This is a genomic window from Streptomyces sp. NPDC051921 (assembly GCF_040680975.1).
GTDB lineage: Bacteria > Actinomycetota > Actinomycetes > Streptomycetales > Streptomycetaceae > Streptomyces.
This window is the reverse complement of record NZ_JBFAXU010000027.1, coordinates 26,035-40,020: the sequence shown is the minus strand read 5'-3', so window position 1 is coordinate 40,020 and position 13,986 is coordinate 26,035. Positions and strand designations below refer to the sequence as shown.

Sequence of the window (13,986 nt, the reverse complement as noted above, 5' to 3'; positions counted from 1 at the left end):
CCTACCAGCAGGCGTTTCGCCGCACTTCCCGCTCTCATAAGTGCTGAAGTTAGGACGAATCGGATGTAATGGGCGGATGCCGCGCCCGTCGGCACCCCGGCCGGCCCGGCAGGCCTGGGCGCCGACGGACCGACGGGCCGCACGAGGAAGGACCCGAAGTGCTGAGCACTGTGCACACAGCGCGCCCCATGAAGATCGGCGAGGTCGCGGAACGGACGGAACTGTCCCTGCGCACCATCCGCCAGTACGAGGACAGCGGCCTCGTCGTCCCGTCCGCCGCCTCCGAGGGCGGCTTCCCGCTCTATACGGACGCCGATGTGGCCCGCCTGATGGTGATCCGGCGGATGAAGCCGCTCGGCTTCACCCTCGACGAGACCCGCGAGCTGCTCACCGCCGTGGACCGCCTCGCGGCCGACGCCCCGGACACCCCCGGCGAACTCGACCCCGCCGTCCGCGCCCTCCTCGTCGCGCGCGTCCGCGGCTACGAACAGGCCGCGGCCGAGCGCGTCGCGGAACTCCGCGCCCAACTGGCCCGGGCGGAGGAGTTCGCGAACTCACTGCGGGCACGACTGACGTAGCCGCGGGTGCGGCAGCGGGTCCGCTTCCGCTGCGGCGGCGGCAGCGGCTGCGGCACCGGCCACGGCTGCGGCTGCGGCTGCGCTGTCACCAGGGCTGCGGCTCGGCTGCGGGTGCGGCGCGGCCACGGGTGCGGCAGTCGGCTGCGGCAGCGGCGCCGCTGGCACCACGGCTGCGCTTACGGCTGCGGCACCGCTGACACCTCGGCTACGGCTCGACTGCGGCGCGGCACCGCCGGCACGACCGGTGCGGCTCGGGTGGCGGCCCGGCTGTGACCCGACTGCGGCCGGGGCCGCGGTCGCGGTCACCGTCGGGGCTTCCGCTTCCGCTGCGGCTGCGGCTGCGGGCCTCAGCCCTCCCGGTCCTCCAGGGCCGTCGCCAGGTCCCGGAAGAAGCGGGCGTACGCGGAAGGGCTCGGCGGCGTTTCCGGGTTCCAGGGCGCGAGACGCGCGCCCGGCGGGACCCGGTGCGGCGGCACCGCGTTCGCACGGCTGTCGAAGAGCACCAGGTCGGGACCGAGCCCCACCGTGTACTCCCAGTCCGTCGTCAGCCAGCTCGCCCCGGGACCCGGACCCGGCTCGACGAACCGGATGCCCAGCTCGGCCAGGCGCGCCAGCTCCGGCCAGGCGTGCGGCCGGGCCAGGTGCACCTGCTCCGGCCCCGCACCGGACAACGCGAGCACGGTCAGCTCCGTACGCCCGGCCACGGCCCGCAGCGCGGCCTCGGCATCACCCAACTCCTCCAGCCCCCGCTCCCGCTCCCGCCCCTCGGGGACGTCCGCCGGCCCCAGCGCGTCCGCCAGCTCCACGAAGCGGTCGACGATCGCCGCCAGGGGCAGCTCGCTCCCTACGGACAGGGCGACGACCGGCACCCCGGACTCCTCGCGCGCTCCGCGCAGCTCACTCGCCTGAGGTGCGCCGGCGGCTCCCCGTGCCGCGCCGAGCCGCTCCGTCGACGCCTCGTCCAGCGCGTACGGGCTCTTGCCGTCGTACGTCAGGTCCACGACCAGGTCGACGCCGCCCCGGTCCGCCAGCTCCCGCACCCGGGCCTCGTCCAGGGCCCGCCCTGGCCCCAGGTACGGCACACCGGCCGCCGCGAGGCCGCCCGCCTTGACCGGATCGAGCACGTCGCCGTCGTGCCCGGAACCGTAGACCGCGACCGGCCGAACCCCCAGGTCCAGCAGGGCGGCCCCGGCCCGTACGTACGCCACGACTCGTTCCGGCCGCCGCGCGGCCGTCAGGCCCGTGCCCCGGTCGTCCGTGAACCCCCACGCGTCGGTGGATCCCCCCGTGCCTCCACCGCCCGCACCGCCCGCACCGCCCGTACTCGCTGCGTCCGCGGCCGATCTACCCGTCGTGTCCGAGCCCGTTGCGTCCGACATGGCGGCTGCTCCCTCCCCGGCCGGAAATCTCCGTCCCCGCCACCTTGAAGCGGTTCCCCGGCCCGCACAAGAGGGCCTGTCCCCGGCACGCGCCCCGGGGACTTTGGTCCCGGTCCCCCCTGCCGAAAGGCCCCCAGGGTGGTGTTAACTGAACGGGTCGGGAGGAAGCAGTAGGAATCGTCAGCGCCGTACGCGCGTGCCGCCGTCTGCAGGGCGCGCACCGGTCGTACGCGCCCGCGCCCTGGAGTCAGCCATGACCTTGCCCGGCCAGTTCTCCGACCCCCGCGTCATCACCCTGTTCGGCCTGCTCGCCGTCTCCGCGGCGGTGTGGGTCGCCCTGGGCCTGCGCGCCCGCGCCCGCCGTGAACGGGCGAGCGCGCCGCTGGAGCGCGTCTGGCACCCACAGGAGACGGTCTCGCTCACCCCCGCCGAGGAACGCGCCTTCGGTCAGGTCGTCTCCCGCCTCTCCCTCAGCTCGGCGGGCCGCCTGCGCTGACCCGGCATCGGGTGCGGCGGAAAGGCCCCAGCGGGTCGCAGCGGACAGCGGCGGCGGACAGCGGACCGTCAGCGCCGTGCGCGCCGTCCACGTGCTCTCGTCCGCGCGCGGGCCGTCCGCGCCGTGCGCGCCGCCCCACGCCGCGGGCACGGAGCCGGTCCGCGCCGCCCGCACGTCACGCGGTCGCCCACGCCCGTGGATCGCGCCCCGTCATCGCCAGCAGCCGCTCGAAGGCCGGGGCGTCCACCGGCAGCTCCACCGCCTCACCGAAGACGCCCATCGTCCGGGCCGTGGGCGCCATCCGCTCCACCTCCCCCGTCAGTTCCGCCACGACCACCGGGTCCGGCTCGAAGGGCCGACCGGTGGCCCGGGCCAGGTCCCAGGCGTGCACGGTCAGGTCGAGCAGCACCATCGCGGCGACCGTGCGCGCCGGCAGGTCCATCGCGCCGGTCGTCCCCTCCTCGGCGCCGGGCTCGGCCCATGCGGCGACCAGCTTCGCGGTCTCGTCCTCGAAGCGGGCGCGCCAGTCGGGACCCGCGAGGTAGTCGGGCTCCCCGGTGAAGTCGGAGGGCTGCTTGGCGGCGAGCAGCTGGAAGTTCACGATCACGTGCGTGAGGTGGTTGAGCAGCCCGCGCACGTCGTACGCGGCACAGGGGGTGGGCGCGCCCAGGCCGTCGTCGGGCGTGTCGCGCACCAGGGGGACGGCTCGGGCGGCGGCGGTGTCGAGGAGGTCGGCGATGCGGTGGGTCATGGGGGCGACGCTACGGACGGGCGCCCCGTCCCGTCTTGAAGAAACGCGCCGGAGCGGAAACCATTCGGTGCATGACCGCCCCAGGCCCGCGCCGTGACACCCGGGGCATCGTGGACGCCGCCGAGCTTCTCGCCCGTGTCCGCTTCCGCCGCCGTTCCCCGGCGCCCGAGCTCCGCCCGTATCTGGAGCACTACTGGCTGATCGACTGGGACCTGACCGAGCCGTACGCGTCCCACGTCGTCCCGCACCCGTCCGTGAACCTCGTCTTCGAGCGCTCGGAAGGCGCGCCGGGGGGCGCGGGGGAAGAAGCACGGGAGGGACGGGGTGCGGGGACGGGCGCAGGGGAGGGGACGGGGGACATCGCCGTCGTCTCCGGGATCGGACTCGAACTCTTCACCAAGAAGCTCACGGGGCGTGGCCGGGTCTGCGGTGTGCAGTTCCGCCCGGGCGGCTTCCGCCCCTTCGCGCCGGCGTGGCCGGCCTCGCACTGGACGGGCCGGATCGCGCCGCTCACCGAGGCCTTTCCGGACATGGACCCGAAAGCCCCGGACCGCGTCCTGTCGCCCGACGACGACCACGCGCGCGTGGCGGCCCTCGACGCCTTCCTCCTGGCCCACGGCCCCACCCCTGACCGCGCAGAGGTCGCCGACCCGACCGTCCCGGTCACCCTCTCCGACCCGGCCGTCCCCGCCGTCCCGGCCACACGCGGCGACCCCGCCGTCCTCGCGGCCGCCGAGCAGGCGATGGCCCTGGTCGACCTCGTCCGTACGGACCGGACGATGCGGCGGGTCTCGGCCCTCGCCCGTACCGCCGGGCTGTCGCCGCGTTCGCTGCAGCGCCTGTTCGCCGCCCACGTCGGGGTCGGTCCCAAGTGGGTCATCCTCCGCTACCGCATCCACGAGGCCCTGGAGCGCGCCGAGTCCGGCTCCGCCGCCTCTCCCCCGGACTGGGCCCGGCTCGCCGCCGAGCTGGGCTACAGCGATCAGGCCCATCTCGTACGGGACTTCACGGCCACCGTCGGCGTGCCGCCGACCACGTACGCCCGGTACGCCCAGTAGGCGGGCGTTGTCAGACCGGCGGCCTAGGGTGCGGACATGGACTCCACCAGCATGCCCGTACGGCTCGAACCGTGGGCGGACGAGGACTTCGCACTGCTCCACGCCGTCAACGCACCGGAGTTGATGGACCACCTGGGCGGCCCGGAGACGGAGCAGCAGCTGGTCGCACGCCACCGGCGGTACGTGGAGCTGAGCGCCGACGCCGCCCGCCCGGGCGCCATGTTCCGGATCGTGCTGCTGCCCGAGGAGGCGGCGGCCGGGTCGATCGGCTTCTGGGAGACGTCCTGGGACGGGGAGCCGGTGTACGAGACCGGGTGGACGGTGCTGCCCGGCTTCCAGGGCCGCGGCGTGGCGACGGCCGCCACGCGCGCGGTGGTGGAACGGGCCCTCTCCGAGGGCCGGTTCCGGCACCTGTACGCCTATCCGTCGACGGACAACGGGCCCTCGAACGCGGTGTGCCGCAAAGCCGGCTTCACGCTCCTCGGGGAGCGGGACTTCGAGTACCCGCCGGGCAATCCGATCCGGTGCAACGCCTGGCGGTTCGACCTCAGGGGCGAAGGGACCGCGCCTCCGCGCCCGGCCTGATCAGCCCGATCGGCTGCTCGGCCTGCCCGGCCTGCCCGGCCTGCCCGGCCTGCCCAGCCGGCGCGGCCGGCTCGGGCGGCTCGGGCGCTCGCCCCACTCGCTCTACTCCGCCTGCTCGTCCAGCTTCCTGAGCTCGCGGGTGAAGTGGAAAGCGACGATGTCGAAGCGCTCGCGCAGGTAGAAGCGGTGGGCTCCGGTGCGGTGAGTGCCGGAGTCCAGGTTGAGCTCGTAGCAGCCGGCCTCGCGGGCGTGGCCTTCCAGGTGGGCGATGAGGGCGTGACCGACGCCGGTGGAACGGGCGGTCCCCTTCGTCACCAGGTCGTCCACGTACAGCTTCTTCACCGAGCTGGTGTTGACGACGATCCGCCAACCGGCCACCCCGACACAGCCGCCACGGTCCCCGTCGGTCCCGTCGGGCCGACCGGCCCCGTCGGCTCCGTCGGTCCCTTCCTCGTACGCGGCACTGAAGCGCAGTCCCTGCGCGTGGCCCTGTGCGTAGACGTCGGCGAACAGCTCCGGCGTGAGGTGGGGGCGCAACTCACGCAGGACCGGCAGGAGCTCGCTCTCCAGGCGGGGATCGCCGGGCTCGAGGTCAATGATCTTCATACCGGGACCGTACCGCGCTCGGCTCACCGGGCGGCCGGGGCCGGAGGCCCGAATTTCCCTGGCAGCACTCCCGCGCCCGGTGCCATCCTGTCTGCGTGAACGGACCGGAGATCCAGATCAGCTTCGCCCCCGGCCTGGGACTCTTCGTCTCGGCGGAACGGCGCTCGGGGCACACCGCCGTGGCGACCGACGGCTCGTCCTCGCTCGGCCATGTCGTCGAGTCGCTGGGCGTGCCGCTGACCGAGGCGGGGCGGCTGCTCGTGGACGGGCGCCCGGTGGCACCCTCCCACGTGCCCACGGCAGGCGAGACGGTCGACGTGGAGGGCGTGGTACGCCCCCAACCGGTACCCGGCGCCCCGCTGCGCTTCCTGCTCGACGTGCACCTCGGCACCCTGGCCCGGCGGCTGCGGCTGCTCGGCGTCGACGCCGCGTACGAGAGCGAGGACATCGGCGACCCGGCCCTGGCCGCGCTCTCCGCGAAGGAGCGGCGCGTGATGCTGTCCCGGGACCGCGGGCTGCTGCGCCGCCGCGAGCTGTGGGCGGGCGCCTACGTCTACAGCGACCGGCCCGACGACCAGCTCCGTGACGTACTGGGCCGCTTCGCGCCCCCGCTCGCGCCCTGGACCCGCTGCACCGCCTGCAACGGGCCGCTCACCGAGGCCGACAAGGACGCGGTGCGCGACCAGCTGGAGCAGGGCACGGAGAACACGTACGACGTCTTCGCGCGGTGCACGGAGTGCGACCGCGTGTACTGGCGGGGCGCCCACCACGCCCGGCTGGAGGCGATCGTCATGGACGCGGTGCGCGAGTTCGGCGGCGCTGCCGCCCACTGACCGCGCCCGGCACACCGCCGACACGCGGCTCATCGGGCCTCCAGAGGCCTCGGCCACCCTCGGCCGCCCTCTGGCCCGTCCTCACGTGCACTCCGGCCCGCCCGCCGAGTGCCGCTCAGCTCCGACCTCCTTACGGAACCTCGGCGGTCAGATAGCGCTGCACGGTCGGCCCCAGCCAGGCGACCACGTCCTCCCTGGACATCTCCACGGCGGGCGGCAGCCGCAGCACGTAGCGCGCGAGCGCCATGCCGAGGATCTGCGAGGCGGCGAGGGCCGCCCGGCGCGGCGCCTCGGCGGGAACGGGGCAGACGCCGAGCGCGACCGGGCCCAGCTGCTGGGCGAAGATCGCCTGCATGCGCTCGGCCCCGGCGGCGTTCGTGACGCCGACCCGCAGCAGCCCGGTCAGGACGTCGTCGCGCTCCCAGCGGTCGAGGAAATGGCCGACGAGCGTGGCGCCGACATGCCGGGCGGGCAGCCCCCCGAGCTCCGGAAGCTCCAGCTCGATCGCGGAGGCCGCGGCGAACAGCCCCTCCTTGTTGCCGTAGTAGCGCATGACCATCGACGGGTCGATGCCGGCATCGCGGGCGATGGCGCGGATCGTCGCGCGCTCGTACCCGTCGGCGGCGAAGCGCTCGCGGGCCGCCTCCAGGATCGCGGTCCGGGTGGCGTCGGAGCGGCGTGCTGTCGTCATGCCAACAACTGTAGGCCCACAGGCGTTGACACACCATCACGAGCGGGTCTACATTTGCCAACAAGCGTTGACCAACGGGCGTTGGCCAACGGGCGTAGGCACCCCCTGGAGGCAGCGATGAGCACCCTGGGCACCACGAACAGCACCCCCGACAACACCCCGGCGGACAAGACCCCGGCCGACGGCACCCTGGCCGACGGCACCCTCACCGACAGCACTCCGGCCGACGGCACCGCGGCCGCCGCGCCCCCGGCCGTCGACACCGACGTCCTCGTCGTCGGCGCCGGGCCGACCGGTCTCCTGCTCGCCGGCGACCTCGCCGCCGCGGGCCACCGCGTCACCTTGGTCGAGCGCAGGCCCGCCGGGATCAGCAATCTGACGCGCGCCTTCAGCGTCCACGCCCGCACCCTGGAGCAGCTCGACGCCCGCGGCCTCGCCGACGAGCTCGTCGCGACCGGCACCCGGCTCACCTCCCTCCGCCTCTTCGGGCGCCTCTCCCTGGACCTTTCCCGGCTGGCGTCCCGCTTCCCCTTCCTGCTCATCACCCCCCAGTACGAGGTGGAGCGCCTCCTGGAGCGCCGGGCACTGTCCACAGGTGTGGAATTCCGGTACGGGACGGAGCTGCGCGGCCTGCGCCAGGACGCCGACGGCGTCACCGCGGAGCTGACGGCTCCCGAAGGACCGGTGACCCTGCGCGCCCGCTACACGGTCGGTACCGACGGCCTGCGCAGCGCGGTGCGCGGCGCGCTGGGACTGCCGTTCCCCGGCGTCTCGGTGATCAAGTCCATCGTGCTGGCCGACGTCCGCCTCGAAGAGGAGCCCGGGAAGCTGCTGACCGTCGCCGCCTCAGGGGACGCCTTCGCCTTCATCGCGCCGTTCGGCGACGGCTGGTACCGGGTGATGGGCTGGGACCGCACCCGCCAGGTCCCCGACACCGAGCCGGTGGAGCTCGACGAGCTCCGCACCATCGCTCGCCAGGCCCTGGGCAGCGACTACGGCATGCACGACGCCCGCTGGGTCTCCCGCTTCCACAGCGACGAGCGCCAGGCCCCCGCCTACCGCTCCGGGCGGGTCTTCCTCGCCGGCGACGCCGCCCACGTCCACTCCCCCGCCGGCGGCCAGGGGATGAACACGGGGCTCCAGGACGCCGCCAACCTCTCCTGGAAGCTCTCGGCGGTACTGCGCGGTGAGGCCCCCGACCCCGAGGCCCTGCTCGACAGCTACCAGGCCGAGCGCCACCCGGTCGGCGCCCTGGTGCTGCGCAGCAGCGGCACGCTGGTCCGGCTCGCCATGGCCCGCACCCCGCTCCAGCGAGCCGCCCGGGGCCTGGCCGCCCGACTGCTGGGCACCGTCCGGCCGGCCGCCGCGCGGGCCATGGGCCAGATCAGCGGCATCGGCATCTCCTACGCCGGCGGGGCACACCGCGCCCCCGACCTGGCGCTGCGCGAGGGTCGGCTCTACGAGCTGCTGCGCGCGGGCGAATTCGTCCTGATCGCCCCCGAGGACACCACCCCGGCCGTGCCCCGCTCGGCACCGACCGCCGCCGGCCGGACGATACGGGCCACCTGGGCCGACCCGTCCCGTCGCGACACCCTTCTGGTCCGCCCCGACGGCTACACGGCCGCGCTCTAGAGGCCGTTCTCGCCGACCAGGAAGGTGACGGGCGCGGTGAAGCACAGCCCCTCGGGCATGAGCTGCCGGCCGCGCGGCACCGAGCAGGGCCACGCGCGCTCGTCGCACGAGGCGATACGGGCGTACGCGCGTTCGGCGATCACGGTTCGAGTGTCACAGGACGGACCCGGCAGCCCTCAGAACACGTACGGGTCACCGGTCGCCAGGACGAGGACATGGTGCCGGTCGTTCCGCGGGTTCACGTCGGCGACGCCGTCCCGCCAGACGGTGCGAACGTCCACGGTCAACTCGTCCGGACGCCCCGCCGTCCGCAGGTCCAGGGCCAGCTCGTCGGCCGCGCCCGCCGCCCGCAGGGCACCCGTACGACACGAGACCACCCGGTCGCTGCTCCACAGACAGGCCGGCGGGAGGTCCTGCCCGCCCGCCATGGGCTCCGAGAAGGCGAGCCGGACGGTCGCCTGGGAGACGTCCGACGGCCCGTGGTTCTCGCTCACCAGCCAGACCCCGAGCCGCCCGTCCCACAGGGACAGGTGCCCGTGGTGGGCCAGATCCGCCTCGGGCGGCGCGGCAGCGGCCGGGACCGCGGCCGTGCCGGTCACCAGGGCAGCGGCCAGAGCCGCTCCGAGCAGCGCCTTGCGCATCGCAGTCATGCCCCGAAGATACCGACTGATCCCCATATGTTCTGATCATCCGTCAGCCGCGTGTCCCATGCACCGCCGCCCGCCCGACCACCTCCGGGGACCAGCCGTGACACCCTTCCCCCATGCTCGTCGCCCGGTCCGCCGCCCTGTTCGTCGTCGCCGCCCTCTTCGAGATCGGCGGCGCATGGCTCGTCTGGCAAGGCGTGCGCGAACACCGCGGCTGGATCTGGATCGGCGCGGGCGTCCTCGCCCTCGGCCTCTACGGCTTCGTCGCCACGCTCCAGCCCGACGCCGAGTTCGGCCGCATCCTCGCCGCCTACGGCGGCGTGTTCGTCGCGGGCTCCCTCGCCTGGGGCATGGCCGCCGACGGCTACCGCCCGGACCGCTGGGACGTCACCGGGGCGCTGATCTGCCTCGCCGGCATGGCCGTGATCATGTACGCCCCCCGCGGCCGCTGATCGACACCCCACCGCCGCCTATCCTGACCAGGCCACCGACACGATCGACCACACGCGCGAGGAGCACGTCATGACTGCCGCCGGTACCCCCATCGCCGTCGTCACCGGAGCGAGCAGCGGCATCGGCGCGGCCACCGCCAGGCAGCTCGCCGCGGCGGGCTACCGCGTCGTGCTCACCGCCCGCCGCAAGGACCGCATCGAAACCCTCGCCGCCGAGATCAACGAGGCCGGCCACCAGGCCACCGCCTACGCCCTCGACGTCACCGACCGCGCCGCGGTCGACGAGTTCGCCACCGCCTTCCGCACGCTCGCCGTCCTGGTCAACAACGCCGGCGGCGCGCTCGGCGCCGACCCCGTCGCCACCGCCGACCCGGAGGACTGGCGACGCATGTACGAGGTCAACGTCATCGGCACCCTCAACCTCACCCAGGCCCTGCTGCCCGCCCTCACCGCGAGCGGCGACGGCACGGTCGTCGTCCTCTCCTCGACCGCCGGCCACGCCACGTACGAGGGCGGCGCCGGCTACGTCGCCGCCAAGAACGGCGCCCGCGTCCTCGCCGAGACCCTCCGCCTGGAGATCGTCGGCACCCCGGTCCGCGTCATCGAGATCGCCCCCGGCATGGTCAAGACCGAGGAGTTCGCCACCACCCGCTTCCGCGGCGACACCGACAAGGCCGCCAAGGTCTACGCGGGCGTGGCCGAACCGCTGAGCGCCGACGACGTCGCCGACACCATCACCTGGGCCTGCACCCGCCCCTCCCACGTCAACATCGACCTCCTGGTCGTCCGCCCCCGCGCCCAGGCCTCCAACACCAAGGTCCACCGCGAGCTCTGACCGGCCCGGGCGCCCCGTCCGGGCGGCCCATCGCCACCGAGCACCATCTCTCCCCGGACACGACATCGTCGACCGACCCGCGCCCCACGGTCGTGACGGCTCCATGCAGAACGGCCCTCGGCGGGGACGACCATCCCCACCGAGGGCCTCACCACAGGAGACGTCGGCCCCCTCCGGCGGCACTCACGTCACCCCTTCACGCAGATGACCTGCTTCAGCTTCGCGACCACCTCGACCAGGTCCCGCTGCTGCTCCATGACCTGCTCGATCGGCTTGTAGGCGCCGGGGATCTCGTCCACGACCCCCGCGTCCTTCCGGCACTCCACGCCCCGGGTCTGCTCCTCCAGGTCCCGGGTCGAGAAGCGCCGCTTCGCCGCACTTCGGCTCATGCGGCGGCCGGCGCCGTGCGAGGCCGAGTTGAAGGAGGCCTCGTTGCCGAGCCCCTTCACGATGTACGAGCCGGTGCCCATGGAACCCGGGATGATCCCGTACTCGCCCGAGCCCGCCCGGATCGCGCCCTTGCGGGTGACGAGCATGTCCATCCCCTCGTACCGCTCCTCCGCCACGTAGTTGTGGTGGCAGGAGATCACCGGCTCGAAGGCCACCTTCGCCTTGCGGAACTCCCGGCGCACGACCTCCTGGAACAGCGCCATCATGATCGCGCGGTTGTACTTCGCGTACTCCTGCGCCCAGAAGAGGTCGTTGCGATACGCCGCCATCGGCGGGGTGTCCGCGACGAAGACCGCGAGGTCCCGGTCGACCAGGCCCTGGTTGTGGGGCAGCTTCTGTGCCTCGCCGATGTGGTACTCGGCGAGCTCCTTGCCGATGTTCCGGGAGCCCGAGTGCAGCATCAGCCACACCGACCCCTGGTCATCGATGCAGAGTTCGCAGAAGTGATTTCCGCCTCCGAGCGTCCCCATCTGCTTCTCGGCTCGACCACGAACGAACTTGACCGGTTCCGCCACGTAGTCGAACCGCGACCACAGGTCCCCGAACCCCGACGTCGGGAACTGGAACAGCCGCCCAGGATCCACCATGTCCCGGTGCATCCCCCGCCCCACCGGAATCGCCTGCTCGATCTTGGAGCGCAGTCGCGAGAGGTCACCCGGAAGGTCGTTCGCCGTCAGCGAGGTCTTGACGGCGGACATGCCGCAGCCGATGTCCACGCCGACCGCGGCCGGACAGACGGCCCCGTGCATCGCGATCACCGAGCCGACCGTCGCGCCCTTGCCGTAGTGCACGTCCGGCATCACGGCCAGGCCCTTGATCCACGGCAGCGTCGCCACGTTCTGCAGCTGCTGCATGGCGCCGCCCTCGACGGACGACGGATCCGCCCACATCCGGATGGGCACCTTCGCACCCGGTACCTCTACGTACGACATACTTCCTCGATTCCCCCAAAAAGTCTGATAACGCAAAAACCGGAGCCAAAGCCCGTACAGGTGACTGCGGACCGGCATCAACGGCTGCGCGTGCGATAGACATTGTGTTCACCGCGTCATGCGGAGCAGCAAACAGTTTTCGGGGGATGCCGCCCGAAGAAGGGAGCCTGGGATCGTGCAGCGCAAGGCGTACGCACCCGGTCGATCCGGGCCCGCGGTGCTCTCCGCGGTCGCCCTCGCCCTCGGTCTCGGGATCGGTCTGACCGGCTGTTCCTCAGGCGTCACCGCGGACGCCGAGTCCGTCGACTCCAAGGCGGGTCCCGCCTCTCCCGTCGCGCCCCCGGGCCGTTACCGCACCCTCTTCGAGCCGTGCGGCGCGGTGCCCCCGGCGGCTCTCAGGGACCTGTTGCCAGGGGCTGCCGGGCTGCCCGACGCCGAGCGTGACCGGATCTATCGGGGGACCTCGGCCCCCACCTTCGACACCGACCGCCGGGTCGGCTGCAGCTGGAAGTCCGACGCTCCTTACGCGGCGCACCGGCTGACCCTGGACATCGAGCGGGTCGTCTCCTACGACCCCACGATCAGCGACGACGACCGGGCACAGGAGGTGTACGGCCGGAAGCAGACCGCGGCGGGCATCGTGCCGCCGCCCACCACGCCCCCGGTGACGACCCCGTCCACGGCTCCGCACACGACGCCGCCGGCCACCCATCCCGGGAAGCCGCCGACGTCCGCCGGTGCCGGGGGCGCCGGCGGTGCCGCCCCGCTGGCCGGCCATCTGCCGTCCCTTCCTCCGCACGCGCCTTTCGCTGCGGTCGGGACGGTGGCGCCCGGCGCCACCGGCGGGCAGCACCCGACGGGTGCGACGACGCCGGCGGCGCCGACGGGTCCGGCCTCCCCGACGACCGGTCTGGAGCCGCGCACGCTCACCGATCTCGGTGACGTCGCCTTCCTCGACGACGCCCTCGTCACCACCGGTCCGGCGGGCGCGAAGCGCCTCGTGAGCGTGGTGTTCCGCACATCGAACGTGATCGTGACGGTCGAGTACGAGGAGCAGGCGGCCTCCTCGGCCGAGGTCCCGGACAGCAAGGAACTGCAGGAAAAGGCCCGGAATCTGGCTCGCCTGCTGGCCGAGCGGCTGGAGGAGTAGGGGTCCGGCTCCGTTCCGTGAGCACCACCGGGCCGCGCGTCGGACCACGTAACGTGTCGGCGTACCGCGGCCGCCCGGCCGCCGGCCGCCCAAGCGACTGACCGAGCGACTGAAGGAACCATGCAGCGATCAGCCACGCGACTCTCCCGCATACTCGCCTGCGCCGCCGTCCCGGTGATGCTCGTCGCCGCCGGCTGCTCCTCCGGGTCGGACTCCGGTGACAAGGGTTCCGGTGCCCCGGACAAGGCCTCGTCCCCGGCCTCGTCCGCCCCGCAGACGACGGCGCCGACGAAGAAGGTCGAGCCCGCGAAGTTCGCGAAGCTGCCGGAGGTCTGCAAGGCGATCCCGGCGAAGACGATCGACGCGCTCGTGCCGAAGGCGAAGAACAAGAACGGCACCGCGGCCAATTCCAGCGACGTGTCCAGCCGTGGCGGTTGCTCGTGGAACGGTCTGGAGGACAAGGGCGTCAAGGGCTCGCAGTACCGCTGGCTCGACGTGTCGTTCTACCGTTACGAGTCGGACGCCACGCTGGGCAGCGGCCAGGAGCGTGCCGCGGAGAACCTCACGAAGGAGCTGGGCAAGGTCCAGGCCACGGAGGGTGCCAAGAACCTGCGGACCGCGGTCGCCGGCGGCGTCGGTGAGCAGGCGAACCTCGTGACGTACCAGCTGCGCAAGACCGATGAGGACTTCACGTACGCCACGGTCGTCTCGCGTACGGGCAACGTCCTGGTCGTCCTGTCGTTCAACGGGGCCGGGTACGCGGGTGCGGCCGGTCCGTCCGACGCGTGGATCCGAAATGGCGCGATCAATGCGTCGAAGCAGGCGGTCGCGGCGGTCGCGGCGGCCAACAAGTAGGCATTTGCACGTGTTCGCACGGAGCCCGTCCCTCCCCCGAGGGTCGGGCTCCGCGT

At 73.3% G+C, this 13,986-nt stretch carries 16 protein-coding genes and 1 pseudogene; 10 read left to right on the top strand and 7 right to left on the bottom strand.

All coding sequences use genetic code 11. From position 1 onward, the window contains the following. Positions 1-188: 188 nt before the first annotated feature. Complete coding sequence (locus tag AB0M16_RS30260) at positions 189-578, top strand: MerR family transcriptional regulator (RefSeq protein ID WP_365348705.1); 390 nt, start codon at positions 189-191, stop codon at positions 576-578. 347 nt (positions 579-925) lie between these two features. On the opposite strand, the gene AB0M16_RS30255 is transcribed toward AB0M16_RS30260, so the two are convergent. Further along, complete coding sequence (locus AB0M16_RS30255) at positions 926-1,816, bottom strand: ABC transporter substrate-binding protein (RefSeq protein WP_365348703.1); 891 nt, start codon at positions 1,814-1,816, stop codon at positions 926-928. Between the two features lie 394 nt (positions 1,817-2,210). Here AB0M16_RS30255 and AB0M16_RS30250 point away from each other — a divergent pair, with 394 nt between their 5' ends. Then, on the top strand, positions 2,211-2,453 hold the full coding sequence (locus tag AB0M16_RS30250) for a hypothetical protein (protein ID WP_365348549.1): 243 nt from the start codon (positions 2,211-2,213) through the stop codon (positions 2,451-2,453). Positions 2,454-2,628: 175 nt separating this feature from the next. Here the strand turns inward: AB0M16_RS30250 and AB0M16_RS30245 are convergent, their stop codons facing one another. Then, a complete protein-coding gene (locus tag AB0M16_RS30245) occupies positions 2,629-3,204 on the bottom strand; it encodes a TIGR03086 family metal-binding protein (RefSeq protein WP_365348547.1) in 576 nt (191 codons plus the stop codon). A 71-nt stretch (positions 3,205-3,275) separates the two neighbouring features. Here AB0M16_RS30245 and AB0M16_RS30240 point away from each other — a divergent pair, with 71 nt between their 5' ends. Together AB0M16_RS30240 and AB0M16_RS30235 are read left to right on the top strand one after the other, a co-directional pair. Further along, positions 3,276-4,262 carry a helix-turn-helix domain-containing protein gene (locus tag AB0M16_RS30240; RefSeq protein WP_365348545.1) on the top strand — a complete coding sequence of 329 codons (987 nt, stop codon included), beginning with the start codon at positions 3,276-3,278 and terminating at the stop codon, positions 4,260-4,262. 36 nt (positions 4,263-4,298) lie between these two features. Next, positions 4,299-4,847, top strand: coding sequence for a GNAT family N-acetyltransferase (locus AB0M16_RS30235; protein ID WP_365348543.1), 549 nt, complete (start codon positions 4,299-4,301; stop codon positions 4,845-4,847). Positions 4,848-4,949: 102 nt separating this feature from the next. On the opposite strand, the gene AB0M16_RS30230 is transcribed toward AB0M16_RS30235, so the two are convergent. Further along, complete coding sequence (locus AB0M16_RS30230) at positions 4,950-5,453, bottom strand: GNAT family N-acetyltransferase (RefSeq protein WP_365348541.1); 504 nt, start codon at positions 5,451-5,453, stop codon at positions 4,950-4,952. A 95-nt stretch (positions 5,454-5,548) separates the two neighbouring features. Between AB0M16_RS30230 and AB0M16_RS30225 the strand changes: the two genes are divergently transcribed. Beyond that, entirely contained in the window at positions 5,549-6,286 is a 738-nt protein-coding gene (locus AB0M16_RS30225; RefSeq protein WP_365348539.1) for a Mut7-C RNAse domain-containing protein, read from the top strand. Positions 6,287-6,416: 130 nt separating this feature from the next. Here the strand turns inward: AB0M16_RS30225 and AB0M16_RS30220 are convergent, their stop codons facing one another. Then, positions 6,417-6,977: a TetR family transcriptional regulator gene (locus tag AB0M16_RS30220; RefSeq protein WP_365348537.1), complete on the bottom strand. Its 561-nt coding sequence runs from the start codon at positions 6,975-6,977 to the stop codon at positions 6,417-6,419. Positions 6,978-7,094: 117 nt separating this feature from the next. On the opposite strand from AB0M16_RS30220, the gene AB0M16_RS30215 reads away from it, so the two are divergent. Further along, on the top strand, positions 7,095-8,609 hold the full coding sequence (locus tag AB0M16_RS30215; RefSeq protein ID WP_365348535.1) for an FAD-dependent oxidoreductase: 1,515 nt from the start codon (positions 7,095-7,097) through the stop codon (positions 8,607-8,609). 2 nt (positions 8,610-8,611) lie between these two features. Here the strand turns inward: AB0M16_RS30215 and AB0M16_RS30210 are convergent. Further along, positions 8,612-8,752 (bottom strand): annotated as a pseudogene (locus tag AB0M16_RS30210) (ABC transporter); the annotation flags it as partial. Positions 8,753-8,785: 33 nt separating this feature from the next. After that, positions 8,786-9,259 carry a hypothetical protein gene (locus AB0M16_RS30205; RefSeq protein WP_365348533.1) on the bottom strand — a complete coding sequence of 158 codons (474 nt, stop codon included), beginning with the start codon at positions 9,257-9,259 and terminating at the stop codon, positions 8,786-8,788. 113 nt (positions 9,260-9,372) lie between these two features. On the opposite strand from AB0M16_RS30205, the gene AB0M16_RS30200 reads away from it, so the two are divergent. After that, complete coding sequence (locus AB0M16_RS30200; protein WP_365348531.1) at positions 9,373-9,708, top strand: YnfA family protein; 336 nt, start codon at positions 9,373-9,375, stop codon at positions 9,706-9,708. A 70-nt stretch (positions 9,709-9,778) separates the two neighbouring features. Further along, entirely contained in the window at positions 9,779-10,543 is a 765-nt protein-coding gene (locus AB0M16_RS30195) for an SDR family NAD(P)-dependent oxidoreductase (protein ID WP_365348529.1), read from the top strand. Between the two features lie 188 nt (positions 10,544-10,731). Here AB0M16_RS30195 and AB0M16_RS30190 read toward each other — a convergent pair whose 3' ends face one another. Further along, on the bottom strand, positions 10,732-11,925 hold the full coding sequence (locus AB0M16_RS30190; protein WP_365348527.1) for an RtcB family protein: 1,194 nt from the start codon (positions 11,923-11,925) through the stop codon (positions 10,732-10,734). A gap of 175 nt (positions 11,926-12,100) precedes the next feature. On the opposite strand from AB0M16_RS30190, the gene AB0M16_RS30185 reads away from it, so the two are divergent. Then, positions 12,101-13,075: a DUF3558 domain-containing protein gene (locus AB0M16_RS30185; RefSeq protein ID WP_365348525.1), complete on the top strand. Its 975-nt coding sequence runs from the start codon at positions 12,101-12,103 to the stop codon at positions 13,073-13,075. A 120-nt stretch (positions 13,076-13,195) separates the two neighbouring features. Continuing rightward, complete coding sequence (locus tag AB0M16_RS30180; protein ID WP_365348523.1) at positions 13,196-13,930, top strand: DUF3558 family protein; 735 nt, start codon at positions 13,196-13,198, stop codon at positions 13,928-13,930. Positions 13,931-13,986: the final 56 nt, after the last annotated feature.

What these genes read in the sequence shown, in the direction of transcription:
- AB0M16_RS30260 (WP_365348705.1), top strand. Translation starts at nt 189, where the DNA reads ATGAAGATCGGCGAGGTCGCGGAACGGACGGAACTGTCCCTGCGCACC.
- AB0M16_RS30250 (WP_365348549.1), top strand. Translation starts at nt 2,211, where the DNA reads ATGACCTTGCCCGGCCAGTTCTCCGACCCCCGCGTCATCACCCTGTTC.
- AB0M16_RS30245 (WP_365348547.1), bottom strand. Translation starts at nt 3,204, where the DNA reads ATGACCCACCGCATCGCCGACCTCCTCGACACCGCCGCCGCCCGAGCC.
- AB0M16_RS30240 (WP_365348545.1), top strand. Translation starts at nt 3,276, where the DNA reads ATGACCGCCCCAGGCCCGCGCCGTGACACCCGGGGCATCGTGGACGCC.
- AB0M16_RS30235 (WP_365348543.1), top strand. Translation starts at nt 4,299, where the DNA reads ATGGACTCCACCAGCATGCCCGTACGGCTCGAACCGTGGGCGGACGAG.
- AB0M16_RS30230 (WP_365348541.1), bottom strand. Translation starts at nt 5,453, where the DNA reads ATGAAGATCATTGACCTCGAGCCCGGCGATCCCCGCCTGGAGAGCGAG.
- AB0M16_RS30220 (WP_365348537.1), bottom strand. Translation starts at nt 6,977, where the DNA reads ATGACGACAGCACGCCGCTCCGACGCCACCCGGACCGCGATCCTGGAG.
- AB0M16_RS30215 (WP_365348535.1), top strand. Translation starts at nt 7,095, where the DNA reads ATGAGCACCCTGGGCACCACGAACAGCACCCCCGACAACACCCCGGCG.
- AB0M16_RS30205 (WP_365348533.1), bottom strand. Translation starts at nt 9,259, where the DNA reads ATGACTGCGATGCGCAAGGCGCTGCTCGGAGCGGCTCTGGCCGCTGCC.
- AB0M16_RS30200 (WP_365348531.1), top strand. Translation starts at nt 9,373, where the DNA reads ATGCTCGTCGCCCGGTCCGCCGCCCTGTTCGTCGTCGCCGCCCTCTTC.
- AB0M16_RS30195 (WP_365348529.1), top strand. Translation starts at nt 9,779, where the DNA reads ATGACTGCCGCCGGTACCCCCATCGCCGTCGTCACCGGAGCGAGCAGC.
- AB0M16_RS30190 (WP_365348527.1), bottom strand. Translation starts at nt 11,925, where the DNA reads ATGTCGTACGTAGAGGTACCGGGTGCGAAGGTGCCCATCCGGATGTGG.
- AB0M16_RS30180 (WP_365348523.1), top strand. Translation starts at nt 13,196, where the DNA reads ATGCAGCGATCAGCCACGCGACTCTCCCGCATACTCGCCTGCGCCGCC.